The 16,550-nt window shown below is 70.4% G+C and carries 17 protein-coding genes; 3 read left to right on the forward strand and 14 right to left on the reverse strand.

Annotation, left to right across the window (positions count from 1 at the left end; genetic code table 11):
- Positions 1–132: 132 nt before the first annotated feature.
- Positions 133–522: a DUF5319 domain-containing protein gene (locus JW364_RS02055; protein WP_058250883.1), complete on the forward strand. Its 390-nt coding sequence runs from the start codon at positions 133–135 to the stop codon at positions 520–522.
- A 136-nt stretch (positions 523–658) separates the two neighbouring features.
- On the opposite strand, the gene JW364_RS02060 is transcribed toward JW364_RS02055, so the two are convergent.
- The 3 genes from JW364_RS02060 to JW364_RS02070 form a co-directional block, all read right to left on the reverse strand.
- Positions 659–1,732, reverse strand: a complete 1,074-nt coding sequence (locus JW364_RS02060) for an anti-sigma-D factor RsdA (RefSeq protein WP_068971738.1) — start codon at positions 1,730–1,732, stop codon at positions 659–661.
- A complete protein-coding gene (locus JW364_RS02065) occupies positions 1,716–2,303 on the reverse strand; it encodes a sigma-70 family RNA polymerase sigma factor (RefSeq protein WP_010841867.1) in 588 nt (195 codons plus the stop codon). The genes JW364_RS02060 and JW364_RS02065 overlap by 17 nt, the downstream gene beginning before the upstream one ends.
- A 175-nt stretch (positions 2,304–2,478) precedes the next feature.
- Positions 2,479–3,438: a hypothetical protein gene (locus JW364_RS02070; RefSeq protein ID WP_058250695.1), complete on the reverse strand. Its 960-nt coding sequence runs from the start codon at positions 3,436–3,438 to the stop codon at positions 2,479–2,481.
- 416 nt (positions 3,439–3,854) lie between these two features.
- Here JW364_RS02070 and JW364_RS02075 point away from each other — a divergent pair, with 416 nt between their 5' ends.
- Entirely contained in the window at positions 3,855–4,151 is a 297-nt protein-coding gene (locus JW364_RS02075; protein WP_010841865.1) for a WhiB family transcriptional regulator, read from the forward strand.
- Between the two features lie 99 nt (positions 4,152–4,250).
- Here the strand turns inward: JW364_RS02075 and groL are convergent, their stop codons facing one another.
- The 8 genes from groL to alr form a co-directional block, all read right to left on the reverse strand.
- Complete coding sequence (gene groL, locus JW364_RS02080; protein ID WP_058250696.1) at positions 4,251–5,867, reverse strand: chaperonin GroEL; 1,617 nt, start codon at positions 5,865–5,867, stop codon at positions 4,251–4,253.
- A 132-nt stretch (positions 5,868–5,999) separates the two neighbouring features.
- The gene (gene groES, locus JW364_RS02085; RefSeq protein WP_004019185.1) at positions 6,000–6,299 is read right to left on the reverse strand and encodes a co-chaperone GroES; all 300 of its coding nucleotides are present in this window, start codon (positions 6,297–6,299) and stop codon (positions 6,000–6,002) included.
- Between the two features lie 195 nt (positions 6,300–6,494).
- Positions 6,495–7,541, reverse strand: coding sequence for a tRNA (adenosine(37)-N6)-threonylcarbamoyltransferase complex transferase subunit TsaD (tsaD, locus tag JW364_RS02090; protein WP_068970174.1), 1,047 nt, complete (start codon positions 7,539–7,541; stop codon positions 6,495–6,497).
- Complete coding sequence (rimI, locus tag JW364_RS02095) at positions 7,538–8,047, reverse strand: ribosomal protein S18-alanine N-acetyltransferase (protein ID WP_065629901.1); 510 nt, start codon at positions 8,045–8,047, stop codon at positions 7,538–7,540. The genes tsaD and rimI overlap by 4 nt, the downstream gene beginning before the upstream one ends.
- A complete protein-coding gene (gene tsaB, locus JW364_RS02100; RefSeq protein ID WP_137809234.1) occupies positions 8,044–8,748 on the reverse strand; it encodes a tRNA (adenosine(37)-N6)-threonylcarbamoyltransferase complex dimerization subunit type 1 TsaB in 705 nt (234 codons plus the stop codon). The genes rimI and tsaB overlap by 4 nt, the downstream gene beginning before the upstream one ends.
- A complete protein-coding gene (gene tsaE / locus JW364_RS02105) occupies positions 8,745–9,221 on the reverse strand; it encodes a tRNA (adenosine(37)-N6)-threonylcarbamoyltransferase complex ATPase subunit type 1 TsaE (RefSeq protein WP_068970173.1) in 477 nt (158 codons plus the stop codon). Before tsaE ends, tsaB begins: the two co-directional genes overlap by 4 nt.
- Positions 9,218–10,354, reverse strand: coding sequence for an alpha/beta fold hydrolase (locus JW364_RS02110; protein WP_068970172.1), 1,137 nt, complete (start codon positions 10,352–10,354; stop codon positions 9,218–9,220). Before JW364_RS02110 ends, tsaE begins: the two co-directional genes overlap by 4 nt.
- The gene (alr, locus tag JW364_RS02115; protein WP_068970171.1) at positions 10,351–11,517 is read right to left on the reverse strand and encodes an alanine racemase; all 1,167 of its coding nucleotides are present in this window, start codon (positions 11,515–11,517) and stop codon (positions 10,351–10,353) included. The genes JW364_RS02110 and alr overlap by 4 nt, the downstream gene beginning before the upstream one ends.
- A gap of 126 nt (positions 11,518–11,643) precedes the next feature.
- On the opposite strand from alr, the gene JW364_RS02120 reads away from it, so the two are divergent.
- Positions 11,644–12,171: a hypothetical protein gene (locus tag JW364_RS02120; protein WP_242696987.1), complete on the forward strand. Its 528-nt coding sequence runs from the start codon at positions 11,644–11,646 to the stop codon at positions 12,169–12,171.
- Here the strand turns inward: JW364_RS02120 and JW364_RS02125 are convergent.
- From JW364_RS02125 to JW364_RS02135, 3 genes are all read right to left on the reverse strand, one after another.
- Positions 12,119–13,588, reverse strand: coding sequence for an NAD(P)H-hydrate dehydratase (locus JW364_RS02125; protein ID WP_068970169.1), 1,470 nt, complete (start codon positions 13,586–13,588; stop codon positions 12,119–12,121). The two genes, JW364_RS02120 and JW364_RS02125, sit on opposite strands and share 53 nt — an antisense overlap.
- 9 nt (positions 13,589–13,597) lie before the next feature.
- On the reverse strand, positions 13,598–15,460 hold the full coding sequence (gene glmS / locus JW364_RS02130) for a glutamine--fructose-6-phosphate transaminase (isomerizing) (RefSeq protein ID WP_058250703.1): 1,863 nt from the start codon (positions 15,458–15,460) through the stop codon (positions 13,598–13,600).
- 100 nt (positions 15,461–15,560) lie between these two features.
- On the reverse strand, positions 15,561–16,550 hold the full coding sequence (locus JW364_RS02135; RefSeq protein ID WP_068970168.1) for an alpha/beta hydrolase: 990 nt from the start codon (positions 16,548–16,550) through the stop codon (positions 15,561–15,563).

Here is a 16,550-nt window from a genome sequence, read left to right on the forward strand (position 1 = left end):
GAGTCCCTTGTTGCGGCGATCGTCACACAGGAGTCTTCGCGCCGATGAGGTCGCCCGACCCACTCTCAACAGGTGCGCTCGACCGGTGAACGCCTGCGGCGCGCGCACCCGCGGATCGGCTACGGTGGTGTGGTGCGTGACCACCTGCCACCCGGCCTCCCGCCGGATCCGTTCGCCGACGATCCCAGCGATCCCGCATCCGCATTGGACAGCGTGGAGCCGGGTATCCCGTTGGACGAGAACGAGCGGCTCGCGGTCGAAGAAGACCTCGCCGATCTCGCACTCTACGAGGCCCTACTGGCCAATCGCGGTGTACGCGGCCTGGTCGTCGTGTGTGAGGACTGCCGCGAGGACCACTACCACGACTGGGACATGTTGCGCGCCAACCTGATCCAGCTTCTCATCGACGGCACCGTCCGGCCGCACGAGCCCGCGGTGGATCCCCGTCCGGACGCCTACGTCACGTGGGATTACTGCCGCGGTTACGCCGACGCCCGTAGTCATCTCGACGACGAGCGCTGATCCTCCACGGACGCGGCGGTAACTGTCGCCGACTCTCCGGCACCACCAATGAGCGAGGCCCCGCACCGATCGATCCGGTGCGGGGCCTCGCTCATGATCTCCAACGACCGTTGGGGCCGGCGATGGTGCGGTCGCGTCAGCCGATCGGCCGACCGGCGTCCACGCCGGGCGGCGGCGTCCACGGGATCTCGGGGAACTCGGCCGGGAAACGGGTGACCTTCGTGCTCGACGACGGCGTCGACGGTTCTGCCGGCTCGCTCGAGGGCGGGACCGACGACGGCTCCTGCGGGTCGCTCGTCTGCTCGGACGGCGTGGTCGGTTCATCCGTCCCGCCGCCCGGAGGCGTCGACGCGTCGGGTGAGGGCTGGTCCTCGGAGTTCCGGAGATCGGGCCGGGTCGGGTCGATCGTCCCGGGCTGTTCCGCACCGGTCGACGGTGCGGGATCGGTGGTCTCGGTCGGCAGACCCGCACCCGCGCGGATGCGGTTCATCCAGTCCGTCATCTCGTCACGCATCTCGTTGTCCATCGGACCCATGCGCTCCTGCGCCTCGGCCAGCAGGCTGGCCGCCGCACCCGGATCACCGGCGGCGATCGCGGCCTCGGCACGCTCGAGGTTGTTCCGGACGTCGTGGGCCGCCTGCGTCTGCGACGCGGCCTCGGCGAACACGACCTGTTTGATGCCCCACAGCGGGTCGCCGGGTTGCGAGCCCTCGGAGAGCACGGTCAGGCCGGCAGCCGCAACGATGACGATCGCGGCGGCACCCGACACGACGCGCAGGTGACGGACCATGCGGCGGCCGCGACTCGCGCGCTCGCTGGTCCCGATTGCCCGCTCGACGTCGTCGACGGACAGCAGCTCGGGCTCGGGGGTGGACACGATCTCCGACCGCCAGCCCGACAGCATCTCGGCCAGCTGATACTCGGCCGCGTCGCGGGTCGGCACCGGCACATCGCGGGTCAGCGCGTCGAGGAAGTTCTCGTCGAAGTTCAGTTCGGAGAGATCGAGCGCGTCATCGGAAGCGGAGAGATCGAACGCGTCGAGTCCGGACTCCGCGTCCGAGGAGAACGGGTCAACCGGGCGGGGTCCGGGCCCGGCGGGCGCCGGGCCGCTCGAACCGGGCGCGCGACGGTGCGCCGGCGGCTGACCGGGTCGATTCGGCTGGTCACCACCGGCGACACGGCGTCTACGCCAATCAGACTGTCCGCTCATCGTGACCTCCTGTCCGTCTCAACTCGTCTTTCAATTTCGCCAGCGCTCGATGCTGGGCGACTCGTACTGCTCCCGCGGTGCTGCCGATCGCCTGCGCGGTCTCCTCCGCCGACATCCCGACGATCAACCGCAGGACCAGTACCTCGCGTTGTTTCTCGGGGAGGATGCCCAGCAGGGCTCTCATCCGCCTGCTGCCGTCGGCATCGATCGCGAACTGCTCGGGGCCACCGGTGACGTGTGAGACCTCGGGGATCTCCTCGACCGGGTCCGACTTCACCCGTGCCGCCACCCGCATGGCGTCGGCGACCTTGTGCGAGGCGATGCCGTAGACGAAGGCCATGAACGGTTTGCCCTGGTCACGGTACCGTGGTAACGCGGTCATCACCGCCATCAATGCCTCCTGCGCGATGTCGTCGGCGGAGAACAGATGCCGTTCCCCTACCCCGATGCGTCCTCGGCAGTAGCGCAGGATCGGTTCCTGCACGCTTTCGAGAACTGACGTGAGAGCTGCCCGATCGCCTTGGCCCGCGGCCCGAACGGCGTCGTTCAACTCACCACCTGTCAACTTCATCGCGCGTAGGAATCCCCGTGTTACAAGTCGGCCAACCGGTCTAATTGCCGGTCCTGGTCCGGGCCCCGGCACGGTGACGCCGCCGGTGGCGATCGTCGTGGCACGCGGCTGGAGAGCGCGTTCCGGCGACGTCTCCGGCGGCGACGACGTGGCAGACCCCAACACACCTTAGCGATCAACCGTCCGGCATCAGCGCCATGCCCTTGCCGATCAGCGTGGCGCGGAGCCGGCGGTGGTGAACGGCCTCGTCGCCGGACGCGGCTCCGGTGCCCAGCAGCAGGCTCATCGCCGCCCACTCCAGGGGCAGGAGGGCCTCGTCGCGAGCGTCGGCGACGACGTCCCGCGCCGCGTTCGCGGTGCCACCCCGATCCCCCGCGCCCGCGGCGGCAGCCGCGGCGATCAACGCGGTCTTCACTCGATGGCGGGCCGGGACCGGAGTCGCCGCGTCGTGCATCTCCCGCACCAGCAGTGCCCCCGCTCGGGCGTGTTCGAGCCCGGACGCCACGTCACCGCGGTACAGACCGAGTTCGGCGCTCACCCATTCCCAGCGCAGGCGGCAGCGCGTGGCCGTCATCCAGTCCGCGTCCGCCGGCCGCCAGGACCACTGTTCGGGGTTCGCCCCGACCGGCCGCTCGTCCGTGGGATCGAGGACCGTTCGCGCCCGGTCGAGCAGCCGACGGGACGCATCGAACCGCAGCAGACCCAGATTGTCGGCCGCGAGCCCGACGAGTCCGTCCGCGACCGCCGCTCGGATGAGCGAGACCTCGCGTGGCCCGGGGCCCGGTGCACCCGGCTCGGCCCGGGCGCCGGAGATGCCGACGGTGAGGAGGGCTCGACCGTCGACCCCATGCGAGATGTGGTGTCGCCCGGCCTGGCGGATCAGCGAGGCCCGCGTGCTCTGACACAGAGACAGCACGGCGAGGTGGGGGTCGGTGGGCGCGAATCCCCGCGCTCGCACACCGGCGACCCGTTCGAGGGACGCGAGCTCGGTGAGCGCGCGGGCGTAGTTCCCGTCCCCGCCGGCGGAGACCGCCGCGGCCCACGCATGCAGCAGCGGGACCACCGAAGGTCGCATCGAGGGGTGTCGACGCAGCTCAACGGCTTTGTCGAGCGTCGAGGAGGTGTTCTTGGTCACTCGATCTTTTTCGGTTTGCATGAATTTAACGAACGATTCCCAACGTTAATTCTCTGGACAGATCACGGGTGCATCATCGGAAGATTTCCGCCGTGTAAATCGGTTCGATCGACGTCACCACACCCCTACGTCCGACGCACTGGACAGACACCTGGACCCGGCAGTCATCATTGCAGGTCACACCGGGTCGGTCACCCCGGATCAGGGGGCACCGCAACGACGCATCCGCGCTGTGCTATCCAACCGCGATCACCTAACCCGCCGTTAACATTTCTGAGACTTTCGCAGCAATCCGGTCCCATTTCAGGGCTATTGACGCAATTTCTCAGGCCCGCTTAATGTGAGTTCAGCGTTGCAGGAAATCGACGTTTCCCACCGAAGCACCCCGGTGCGGCCCACGACAAGGAGTAGCTGTCATGCCTCAGCCCAATCATCTCCCCGGCCCCAACGCTGACATCTGGGACTGGCAGATGTCAGGACTCTGCCGCGGCGTCGACTCGTCGATGTTCTTCCATCCGGACGGCGAACGCGGCCGCGCCCGAGCGCAGCGTGAGCGACGCGCCAAAGAGATGTGCCACCAGTGCCCGGTCATCGCGCAATGCCGGGAGCACGCACTCGCGGTGGCGGAGCCGTACGGCATCTGGGGCGGACTGTCCGAATCCGAGCGCAGCATCTTGATGAAGCGGGGCGTCGGCCGCCGGATGGCCAGCTGAGGCCAGGGGCGTCGAACCCGACCAGACCACGACCGCGAGAGCCGGGCATCCCTGCGAGGATGCCCGGCTCTCGTGTTCGTCGAACTGCGCGGAGTTACGTCAGTGCGCGTGCCCGTGTCCCGCGTGACCGGCCGGTTCGTCGGCCGGCTGATCGGTGATCGCCGTCTCGGTCGTCAGCACCATGCGGGCCACCGACGCGGCGTTGACGACCGCCGACCGGGTGACCTTCACCGGGTCGATGATGCCTTCGGCGACCAGGTCGCCGTAGGACAGGCTCGCGGCGTTGAACCCCGAGCCCTCGGCCCCACCGGCGACCTTGTCGACCACGACCGCACCGTCGAGTCCAGCGTTCGCGGCGATCCAGTAGAGCGGCGCCCGCGCGGAGTCGCGGACGACCCGCACACCCAGGGCCTCGTCACCGGTCAGGGACTCGGCGAGGGCGTCGAGCTTCTTCGACGCCTGCACGATGGCCGAGCCACCACCGGGGATGATCCCCTCCTCGACGGCGGCCTTGGCCGCCGCGACGGCGTCCTCGACGCGGTGCTTGCGCTCCTTGAGCGCGGTCTCGGTGGCCGCACCCACGCGGATCACCGCGACACCACCGGAGAGCTTCGCCAGACGCTCGGCGAGCTTCTCCTTGTCCCAGTCGGAGTCGGACTGCTCGATCTCCCGTCGCAGCTGCGCCGAACGGTCCGCGATCGCGTCCTTGGTGCCGGCACCCTCGACGAGGGTGGTGGCGTCCTTGGTGACGACGACGCGACGGACCGAGCCGAGCACGTCGAGACCGACCGTCGGCAGGCTCAGGCCGATGTCGGAGGAGACGACGGTTCCGCCGGTGACGATCGCGAGGTCTTCGAGGAAGGCCTTGCGGCGGTCGCCGAAGAACGGCGCCTTGACGGCGACGGCGCGGATCGTCTTGCGGATCGAGTTCACGACGAGGGTCGACAGCGGCTCGCCCTCGACATCCTCGGCGATGATCAGCAGCGACTTGCCTGCTTCGACGACCTTCTCCAGCAGCGGCAGGAAGTCCGGCAGGGAGCTGATCTTGTCGCGGTAGAGCAGGACCAGCGCGTCCTCGAGAACCGCTTCCTGGCTGTCGAGATCGGTGACGAAGTAGGGCGAGAGGAAGCCCTTGTCGAACTGGACGCCCTCGGTGATCTCGAGGTCGGTGCTCAGCCCCGAGCTCTCCTCGACGGTCACGACACCATCGGCGCCGACCGCGGTCATCGCCTTGCCGACCATCTCGCCGATCTCCTCGTCGCGGGAGGACACGGTGGCGATCTGGGCGATGGCCTGTTCACCGGCGACGGGGGTCGCAGCGGCGAGCAGGGCCTCGCTCAGCGCATCGGCAGCCTTGCTGATGCCCTGCCCGAGAGCGATCGGGTTGGACCCGGCGGCGACGTTGCGCAGGCCGGCCTTGACCATCGCCTGTGCCAGCACGGTCGCGGTGGTGGTGCCGTCGCCCGCCACGTCGTTGGTCTTGGTGGCGACGGACTTCACCAATTGCGCGCCGAGGTTCTCGAACGGATCGTCGAGCTCGATGTCGCGCGCGATGGTGACGCCGTCGTTGGTGACACTCGGTCCGCCGAACGCCTTGGCGAGGACCACGTGCCGTCCGCGCGGGCCGAGGGTGACCTTCACGGTGTCGGCGAGCTGGTCGATGCCTCGCTCGAGCGCCCGGCGCGCGGTTTCGTTGAATTCAATCTGCTTGGCCATGAATCACTTTCTGCAACGGGAGCCTGTCGGCGTAACGCACATCGCCCCGGTACCCCTGCACGGGGCGCCGGGGCGATGTGAGACGCGATGAAGGCTCGCGGGGTCTAACTCGGCCGGAGTTCGGTGCCGGTCCTACTTGCCGATGACGGCGAGGACGTCGCGCGCCGAGAGGATCAGGTACTCCTCGCCGGCGTACTTGATCTCGGTGCCGCCGTACTTGCTGTAGATGACGGTGTCACCTTCCTTGACGTCCACGGGGACGCGGTTGCCCTGCTCGGTGACCCGACCCTCGCCGACAGCGATGACGGTGCCTTCCTGCGGCTTCTCCTTGGCGGAGTCCGGGATGACCAGGCCCGACGCGGTGGTCGTCTCGGCCTCGACGGCCTGCACCAGGATCTTGTCCTCAAGCGGCTTGATGTTCACGCTCGCCACGATGTGAGTCCTCAACTTTCGTACTGAGAAAGAATCTGCACGTTCACGGCCCTGCAAAACCCCGTCGTCGCGGGTGTCCGAGGCTTCGGTCAGCGCCATCTAGCACTCTATACATGCGAGTGCCAGCACTCAAGGGTGGAGGCTGCAAAAACCCGGCCGTGTTCGCTCCCCGCGAAGACGGCCGGGCTCCGTCCGCTACAGCTGACTGACACGCACCGACATCGCCGGGTCCGACGCCACGGTCAGCGGCGAGGGCGCCGCGCCCCCGCCGATCACATGAGCGCCGAGCGTCGCGATCATGACGCCGTTGTCGGTGCACAGGCGCGGCTTCGGAACCCGCAGGTCGATCCCGGCCGCCGCGCAGCGTTCCTCCGCCAGCGATCGGATGCGCGAATTGGCGGTGGCACCGCCGCCGAGGACCAGGGTGTCCACCCCGAGGTCACCGCAGGCCCGGACTGCCTTCATCGTCAGCACGTCCGCCACCGCCTCCTGGAACGAGGCCGCGACGTCCGCCACCGGTACCTCCACACCGTCGCGCACGCATTTCTCGACATACCGTGCGACCGCGGTCTTGAGTCCGCTGAAGGAGAAGTCGTGCCGCGAGTCGCGGGGACCGGTCATACCGCGTGGGAAGGCGATCGCACCCGGGTCACCCTCACGGGCGACGCGGTCCAGCGCCGGCCCCCCGGGAAAACCGAGATCGAGCAGGCGGGCGACCTTGTCGAAGGCCTCCCCGGCCGCGTCGTCGACCGTGGTGCCCAGTTCGACGATGGGCTCGGCGAGATCGGTGACGTGCAGCAGGTGCGTATGTCCACCGGAGACCAGCAGTGCGACGCACTCCGGCATCGGTCCGTGCTCGAGGGTGTCCACCGCGACGTGCCCGCCGAGATGGTTCATCGCGTACAGCGGCACGTCCCAGGCGAGTGCATAGGCCTTCGCCGCGGCCACCCCGACGAGCAACGCGCCGGCGAGTCCCGGCCCGATGGTGACCGCGATGGCGTCGGGGCGGTCGATCCCGGCCGCCTCCCGCGCCCGACGCATCGTGGGGACGATCGCCTCCAGGTGCGCTCGGGAGGCGATCTCGGGGACCACGCCGCCGAACCGGGCGTGTTCGTCCACGCTCGACGCGACCTCGTCGGCCAGCATCGTCGCGAATCCGGGTGTGTCGCCGTCGCCCGGCGTCCACCGGACGATGCCGACACCCGTTTCGTCGCAGGAGCTTTCGATGCCGAGAACGATCACGCCGGGCCCTCCTCCGGTTCGAGCGGCCGGCCCGACACCGGGAGCCGCAACATCGTGTAGGCATCCGCGCCGGACGGCTGATAGTAGTTGCGGCGAAGACCCGCGGTGCTGAACCCGTGATGTGAGTACAGCCCGATAGCCACCTCGTTGTCGGTGCGTACCTCCAGGAACACCGCGGCGTCGTTCTCGTCCGCGACGGCGAGCATGGCCTCGAGCAGCGCCCGGCCCACTCCCCGTCCCCGATGGTCCGGATCGACGGCGATGGTGTGGATCTCGCACTCCCAGGCGTCGGGTTGCCCGAGCGTGGAGATCCCGGCGTAACCGATGACGTCGGCGCCGAGGCGCTCCCGAGCCGCGAAATAGGTGTTGTACGGGGCGTTGAGTTCGGCGCGGAAAGCCGCGGCGGGCCAGGGTGAGTCGTCGGCGAACATCCGCCGTTCCAGCGCGGCGCAGCGCGGGATGTCACCGAAGGTGAGCGCGTCGATGACCAGCTCCGGTGTGGTCATCGCGCCGCACCCGCCCGACGGGCCTTCTGCTCGACCGCGTCGGGGCGTCGTAGATACAGCGGCACAAGGGGTTCGGGTTCGGCGCCCGCGACGATGTCGGCGGCAGCCGCCATGACCACCCCGCGTACGGTCGGCACGCCGGTCGCGGGTGGATCACCGGTCCAGCCGGCGAGTTCGAGGTGGGCCGCAGAACCCGCCACCGCACCGATCCGCCCCCCGGCGACATCGGGGGCGAGCTCCTCGGCGACCACCGCGGGCGCGGTCACCTCGGGGCCGCGCACACGGCGGCCACCCTCGTAGAGCGCCCAGTAGACCTCGCGCCGGCGCGCGTCGGTCACCACCAGAGCCCGCGATCCTGCGTCGTCCGGACCGGCGTCGACGGCAAGCGCATCGAGGGAGCACACGCCATACGCCGGTATCCCCAGCGCGTCGGCGAAGGCGGCGCCGGTCGCCATCCCCACCCGGAGTCCGGTGAACGGCCCGGGCCCGCAGCCGACGACAACCGCGGTCAGTTCGGTTCGGGCCGTGCCGGATTCGGCAAGACACTCGGCGACCAGGGTGGTGAGCAGTTCCGCGTGCCGTCGGTGGTCGGCGACCACCCGTTCGGCCAGCACGCGCACCTCACCGTCGCGCAGTTCGGCCACTCCGGCCACCACCGAATCGGTGGCGGTGTCGACCGCCAGCACCAGACCCTGACTCATTCCGCGCTCACCCACTCCCACTCGGCGTGTCGCACATCGGTTTCGGTGTCCCGTCGCAGCCGCACGACCAGATGCCGGTCGGCGAGCCGCTCGGCCACACCTTCGCCCCACTCGACGACGACGACCGCCTCGTCCAGGTCGGAGTCCAGGTCCAGGGCATCGAGTTCGTCGAGCATCCCGGACCCGCTTCCCGTACCGCCGAGCCGATAGGCGTCGACGTGGACCATCCCCGGGCGGTCGGGCCGGCCCGGCCGGTGCTCGCGGGCGATGATGAACGTCGGCGAGGTCACCCGCCCCTCGACGCCGAGACCGGCACCGATCCCGCGGGCCAGCGCCGTCTTTCCCGCGCCCAACGGACCGTCGAGGATGACCACGTCACCTGCTGCGAGGGTCGACGCCAGCTCGGCGCCGAAGGCCTCGGTGTCGTCGACCTCGGGGAGGTCGCGCGTACCGCGGGGACCCACGCCGCTCATCGGCGGCCTCGCTTCCACCAGCGCCGACGGGGGGCCGGCAGAGCGATCCGCGCGCGATCCACCAGTTCGGCGATCGCGTCGCTGACGAGCCGGGGCTCCTCCATCTGGACCATGTGGCCGGCGCCCTTGGAGACGACCAGGCGGGAATCGGCGCCCAGCTGGGAGTACATCCGGACCGAGTTGCGTAATGGTGTGAGCCGGTCCCGGTCTCCGCACACGACCGTGGTCGGCACCTGGGCGACCACCGGCAGGGCGGTCGACTCGTCGTGGATCTCCAAGGCGTGCAAGAAGTTCACGATGGTCTCGATCGGCGTGCTCTGGATCATCGTGTCCACCGCGGCGCCGAGGGCCGGACTGTAGAACGTCGGCCCGAAACTCGCCGCGACCAGCACCGGTTCGAGGGCGGCGCGGGTCAGTCCGCGGCCCGCCTGGACCAGGCGCGGCGCGCGGCGCACACTCATCCGGAAGGCATCCACCACCGGATTGCGCAGTCCCTCACCGAGTCCGGCGTCGGTGACACCGCGCGACGCCGTCGCCACCAGCGCCACCCCGGCGACCGGACCGTGCGACGAGAACAATGCCGGGTGCCGGCGCGCGAGCCCCATCAGCGTCATCCCGCCCATCGAATGACCCACGAGGACAACGGGTCCCACAGGTACGGTGGCACGGATCACCGCTGCCGCGTCGTCGGCCAGCTGCGCGATCGTGCAGGTCTCGGTCGGGGCCGGGTCGCTCTCCCCGTGCCCCCGGTGATCGAAGAACACCAGCCGGTAGTTGCGATCGTGCCACTCGGCGGCGAGTTGCTCGCGCTGGAAATGCCAGCTCGACAACCGGAGGCTGAAGCCGTGCACGAACACGATCGTGAGGTCGGGCACGGAGCCTTCCGACACCGTCCCGAGGTCGACGATCCGCACCGCGAGATCCAGCCCGTCGTCGGCGGTGACCGTGGTCCCCCGCTCGCGGTAGAGCGCGGTGAGATCGACATCGGCGTGCGGATCCGGACGGCCCACCACGCTCTTGCGGGCGATGTTGCGCGCTGCCCCGACGGCTGCCATGCCGCCCAGGGCGGCGATCCCCGCCACCCCGGCCAGCAGTCCGACCCGGTCGGATTCCACCACTGCTGCCTCGCTCACTGTCCGGTCTCCGTTGTCTCGGCGGCGAGCCCGACCTGCCTCTCGCCGAGGTAACGACGGACCACGCGCGTCCCGACCTGGGAGACGATCTCGTAGTCGATGGTGCCGATCGCGTCCGCCCAGTCCTTCGCGGTGGGGCCGCCCGAGGCGCCGGTGCCGAACAGTTCGGCCTGGTCGCCCTCGCGGACACCCGCGCCGTCGGGTCCGAGGTCGACGACCAGCTGATCCATGCAGATCCGGCCCACCCCGTCGAACATCCGCTCGCCGATCCGGACCCGGATCCGGCCCGACAGCAGTCGCGGCACGCCGTCGGCGTACCCCGCGGCGACCACGGCCACCACCGTGTCGCGCGGCGCGATCCACGTCTCGCTGTAGGACACACCCTGCCCCGCGGCGACCCTCTTCACGAGCGCGATGGTCGCGGTCAGGGTCATCGCCGGGATCAGCCCGAAGTCGCCGCGTGCCGGTACCGGGGTCCGGCCGTAGACGGCGATCCCCGGCCGTACCAGGTCGCGGGCGAGATCCGGACGGGTCAGCGCGGCAGGCGAATTGGCGATGTGCACCACCTGCGGTGCAGCGCCGAGTCGGGTCAGGTCGGCGACCGCGGCGTCGAGCCGCTGCGCCTGTGCGTCGTTCAGCGGGTGATCGGGTTCGTCGCCACGCGCGAGGTGGCACATCGCCGCACGCAGGGCCACCGAGCCATCGACGTGCGCCTTCGCCACCCGCTCGGCGAAATCCGCCCATTCGTCCACCGCGACGCCGCTCCGATTGAGGCCGGTGTCCACCTTCGCGGTGACGACCGCGGACCGGCCGGTGCGGTGTGCCGCCGCGATCACCGCGTCGAGTTGCGAGATCGACGAGAGGGCGATGTCGATGCCGTCGGCGATCGCTCCGGCGAAGTCGGCTCCCGGCGTGTGCAGCCACGCGGTGATCGGGGCGTCGATGCCGGCTGCGCGGAGCGCGGCCGCCTCGGTGAGGTGCGCGACCCCGAGTTCGGCGGCGCCGGCGGCGAGCACGGCGCGGGCCACCGGCAGGGCGCCATGGCCGTAGGCGTCGGCCTTCACGACCGCCATCACGTCAGCGCCCGAAGCGGCGCGCAGCACGCCGACGTTGTGGGCGATCGCGCCGAGATCCACGGTCGCGGTCAGAGCAGGGGAAGTCATCGTCGACCATTGTCCCAGATCGCCGGGTGCGGTTCGTCCCGGCTGCCTCCGGCGTGAGGTGCGCGTCGTTCTGCGGAGATGGTCTGAGTAGTCACACCGATGTGCGGCGTCGGGCAGGACGGTTGAGTGGACCCCGACGCTGATCCCGAACCGCCGCATCCACCGGAAGTCACCATGTACACGAACTCGAATCCGCAGGACCCCGCCGTTCTCACCCCGGTCGGCCTCGTGCGCCCAGCCCACGACCTCGCCGGCTTCACGCCCGCCGGCTTCGTGCCCGTCGACCCGGTCGTCCCGCCCGCGCCTCCCGGTCGGCCGGGCCTGCGCGCATCGCTGACGTCGTGGGCCGCCAACACCATCGGGTGGGTGGCGTTCGCCACGGCCGCGGTGCTCTTCCTTCTCGCCCTCGGGCACGCCATGGCGGGCGAACCCGCCGACGGGTACGGGGTCGCGGCTCTCGTCGCCTTCGGCGTGGGAGTACTCGCGACGATCGTCGCCTGCGCGGGTCTCGTCGTGTCGTTCGTCCAGCGGGTCTGGCACGGCGCCTTTCGGCGCCCGGGCGTCATCGCCGACGCGATCGTGCTGTCGTCGGTCACCGCGTTCAGCGTGCTGACGGCGCTGTACCCGCTCGCGTTCGCGCTGGCGGCGTGGTGAACTCACGGATCGCCGGCCGCAGCGCCGCCAGCAGCGTCGACGCCCCGATCGGCGCGCCGCCACTCGCGAGCTGCGCCGCCCGGGCGTGGACGCGCGCCGCGGACGCACCGGCGACCAGCGGCGACCTCCCGGCGGCGAGCAGGGCCCCGGCGATCCCCGACAGGACGTCGCCGGCCCCGGCGGTCGCCGCCCACGACGACACCGCGTCGTTGCCCAGGACGTGACCCGTCGGGTCGGCGACCAGCGTGATACGTCCCTTGAGCAGCACCGTGACGCCCCACCGCGCGGCGAGACCGGAGACGGCGGTCAGACGGTCGGCGCCCAGTTCGGTACCGGTCAAGCGGGCGAATTCGCCGGCGTGCGGGGTCAGCAGCGTCGGTGCCGTCCGTCCGTCGACAAGGCCCGGGTCGCGGGCTATCAGGGTGAGCGCGTCGGCGTCGGCCAGGACCGGCAGATCCGTGTCCAGGACGGTGCGCAGGCTCGTCGCCGCCGCATCGTCGGTACCCATGCCGGGGCCGAGGACCCACGCCTGCACGCGTCCGGCACCGGCGAGGTCGGGCGTGGCGACGACCTCCGGCCACTGCGCCACCACCTCGGCGTGGGCGGAGCCGACGAACCGGGTCATTCCGGAGGTCGCGGTCACCGCCGCGCCGGTGGCGAGGACGGCCGCACCGGGGTACCGATGCGACCCGGCGATCACCCCGACCACCCCCTGCGTGTACTTGTCGTCCCCGGGACCCGGTGTCGGCCAATCGATCTCGTCGTCGGTCAAGGTGGCGAGCGCCGAATCGGCGGGGTCACCGAGGCCGGCGTCATCGAGGCCGATGTCGACGAGGACGACCCGCCCGCACTGTGGGGCGGCGAGCAGGTGGGCGCGGCGTAGGACCCCGAAGGTGACGGTGATGTCGGCACGGACCGCCGGGTCGTGGACCTCACCGGTGTCGGCGTCGACGCCCGACGGCAGGTCGACCGCGATGACGGTGGTTTCCGGACCGACCGCCGCGAAGACCTCGGCGGCGTTCGCCCGCAGCGGCCCCTGGCCACCGAGTCCGACCACGCCGTCGACGATCACCTCGAGGCCGTCGGGTAGCCGCTCGCCGATCCGTCCGCCGGCGGCGCGGAATGCCCGCAGCCCGGCGGCGTGGGCGCGGTCCGGGGCGAGCAGGACCGCGTCGACCCGCACGCCGCGGCGGCACAGCTCGGCACCGGCGAACAGCGCGTCGCCGCCGTTGTCCCCCGCACCGACGACCAGCCCGACCGGCCGTCCATAACATCCGCCGGTCCGGCTCAGCTCTGCCGCGATCACCCGGGCGACGCCGTGCGACGCCCGGCGCATCAGGACGCCGTCGGTGAGCAGGTTCCCCGTCGCCCGCTCGGCGGCGCGGACCTCATCGGCCGTCAGGTACCGGATCGGCATGCGGAACCGCTATTCGACGGTCACCGACTTGGCCAGGTTCCGCGGTTTGTCGACGTCGTAGCCACGGGCCTGGGCGACGCTCGCCGCGAACACCTGCAGCGGCACGGTCGAGACCAGCGGTTGCAGGAGCGTCGGCGTCTTCGGGATGGGGATGAACTCGTCGGCGACGGCACGGGCGGCCGCGTCGTCGGGCTCGGCGATGACGATCGTGCGGGCTCCGCGGGCCTGGATCTCGCGGATGTTGCTGACCATCTTCGAGTGCAGCACGGCGCGGCCGTCCGGCGAGGGCATGACCGTGATCACCGGGAGCCCGTCCTCGATCAGCGCGATCGGCCCGTGCTTGAGCTCGCCGGCCGCGAACCCCTCGGCGTGCATGTACGCGAGTTCCTTGAGTTTGAGAGCGCCCTCGAGCGCCACCGGATACCCGACATGCCGGCCGATGAACAGCACCGTGTTGTGGTGCGCCAGCGAACGCGCCAGCTCCCGGACCGGCTCCATCGTGTCCAGCACCTGCGCGACCGAGTCGGTCATCGCCTCGATGGCCGCGAACTCGCGGGCGACCTCGTCGGCGTACTTCGTGCCGCGTGCCTGCGCAAGCGCGAGCCCCACGAGATAGGCGGCGACGATCTGCGCGAGGAAGCACTTCGTCGACGCGACGCCGATCTCGGGGCCCGCGTGGGTGTAGAGAACCGCGTCGGATTCCCGGGGGATCTGTGCCCCGTTGGTGTTGCAGATCGCGAGGACGCGTGCCTTCTGGTCCTTCGCGTGCCGGACCGCCTCGAGCGTGTCGGCGGTCTCACCGGACTGCGAGATGGCCACCACCAGGGTCGACCGGTCGAGAACCGGGTCGCGGTAGCGGAACTCACTGGCGAGTTCGATCTCGACCGGGAGGCGCGTCCAGTGCTCGATCGCGTACTTGGCGAGCAGCCCGGCGTGGTAGGCGGTGCCGCAGGCCACCACGAACACCTTGTCGACGTCGCGCAGATCGTCGTCGGTCAGGCGTTGCTCGTCGAGCACGATGCGACCGTTCTGCAGGTGCCCGAGGAGGGTGTCGGCGATCGCGCGCGGCTGCTCGGCGATCTCCTTGAGCATGAAGAAGTCGTAGCCGCCCTTCTCCGCGGCCGCGAGATCCCAGTCGATGTGGAACGGCTTGCCGTCCCGGGCGTTCTCGTCGAAGTCGGTGACCGTGTACGAGTCGGCGGTGATCACCACGACTTCGTCCTGGCCGAGCTCGACCGCGTCCCGGGTGTGTTCGATGAAGGCCGTGACGTCCGACGCGAGGAACATCTCGCCCTGCCCGACACCCACCACGAGCGGGGTCGACCGCCGCGCGGCGACGATGGTGTCCGCGTGGTCGGCATGGGTGAACACGAGCGTGAACGCACCTTCGAGGCGACGCAGCGCCGCATACGCGCTCGCCACGAAGTCGCCGGCGGTCGGCCCGAACGCGTAGTACTTCGACACGAGGTGCACGGCGGTCTCGGTGTCGGTCTCGGACACGAACTCGATGCCGTCGTCCTCGAGTTCGGCGCGTAGCTCGGCGTAGTTCTCGATGATGCCGTTGTGGACGACGGCGAGCTTGCCGTCGTCACTGGCGTGCGGATGCGCGTTCCGATCGGTCGGCTTGCCGTGCGTGGCCCACCGCGTGTGTCCGATCCCGGTCGTGCCCGACAGCGACTCGCGCCCGACCGTGGCGATCTGCTTCTCGAGGTTCTCCAGCCGGAGTGCCTTCTTCTGGATCGCAGTGCTTCCCTCACCGTCGAGGATCGCGACGCCCGCCGAGTCGTACCCGCGGTATTCCATCCGCCGCAACGCGTCGACGACGATGTCCAGGGCATCGCGCCGCCCCACGTATCCCACGATTCCACACATAGCTAGTCAGGGTACCTGCGGACGCGCGGGCGGCAGCGCGGCGCGTCGGGTGCCGAGCGGGGGTCACAGCAGGCCGCCGTCGGGTGCCGCGGCACGGACGTCACTCAATGGTGTCGGGCACCACCGCGTTCGGGGCCCGGGACGGCACCGGGCTCGCCGCGCGGCGGCGTTTGCGTTCTTTCGCGCCGAGCAACTTGGCGATCTTGTCCTGGATCTCCGGCGGATCGTCGAGGTCCACCGCGGGCACCTTGCCGAGCTCGGTGTCGGCGTCGGCGAAGGCCTTGTACCGGCTGTCGTCGTCGAGGGTGTGCAGCAGGAATCCCGTGGTCAGGGCGCGTGCGGCGGTGTGCGTCTTCTTGTCGGCGCCGTTGCCGCCGAGGAGTGATTTGATCGACCGGTGCTCGATCAGCCCGCGGGACGTCGCGGCCGGCGGGGTACGCAGCACCACACCGGGACGGGGATCGGCGGCCGACTCCGACCCGTACGCCTGTGCCAGCGGCAGGGCGTTGCCGTCGATGGTGTCGAGTTCGCCGATCGCCGACACGATGAGTCCCGGAGCACTCACCCGGCGGGCCGCGGGCAGGAGTTGCGCAGTCGTCGGCGCCGGGAACAGTGCGACCACCCCCCGGGCCGGCGGTTGCGGCTGACCGTGCAGCACGCCCTCCGACGCGGCCAATACCGCTGCGGCGGCACCGAAGCCGTGGCCGGCGAACCCGATCTTGCGCGGGTCGACGGTGATCTCGCCGAAGCCGAGCGGGACCCGGGTCACGATCGACAGCGCTGAACGGAGCTGGGCGGCCATCGTGTCGTCGGACGCGAGCACGCCTCGCTGACCCGCCGGGACGGCGACGACGATGCCCCAGGACGCGAGGTGGTGGCACAGGTCGCGGTAGCGCTCGACCGACGTCATCCACCCGTGCCCGAACGCGATGGCGGGGAGTCGTTCGCCCTCGGCGGGAGTGAACACGACACCCGGGGTCCCGACGATCCCGAGGTTGCCGCGCAACACGCGATGGGGGCCGCGTCGGGCGAGCGCCTTCATCAGCTTCGCGGGCGACTGCGTCGGCTTCTGCTGCTTCTTGCCTGGCAC

Source organism: Gordonia sp. BP-119 (genome assembly GCF_016924115.1).
Lineage (GTDB): Bacteria > Actinomycetota > Actinomycetes > Mycobacteriales > Mycobacteriaceae > Gordonia > Gordonia hongkongensis.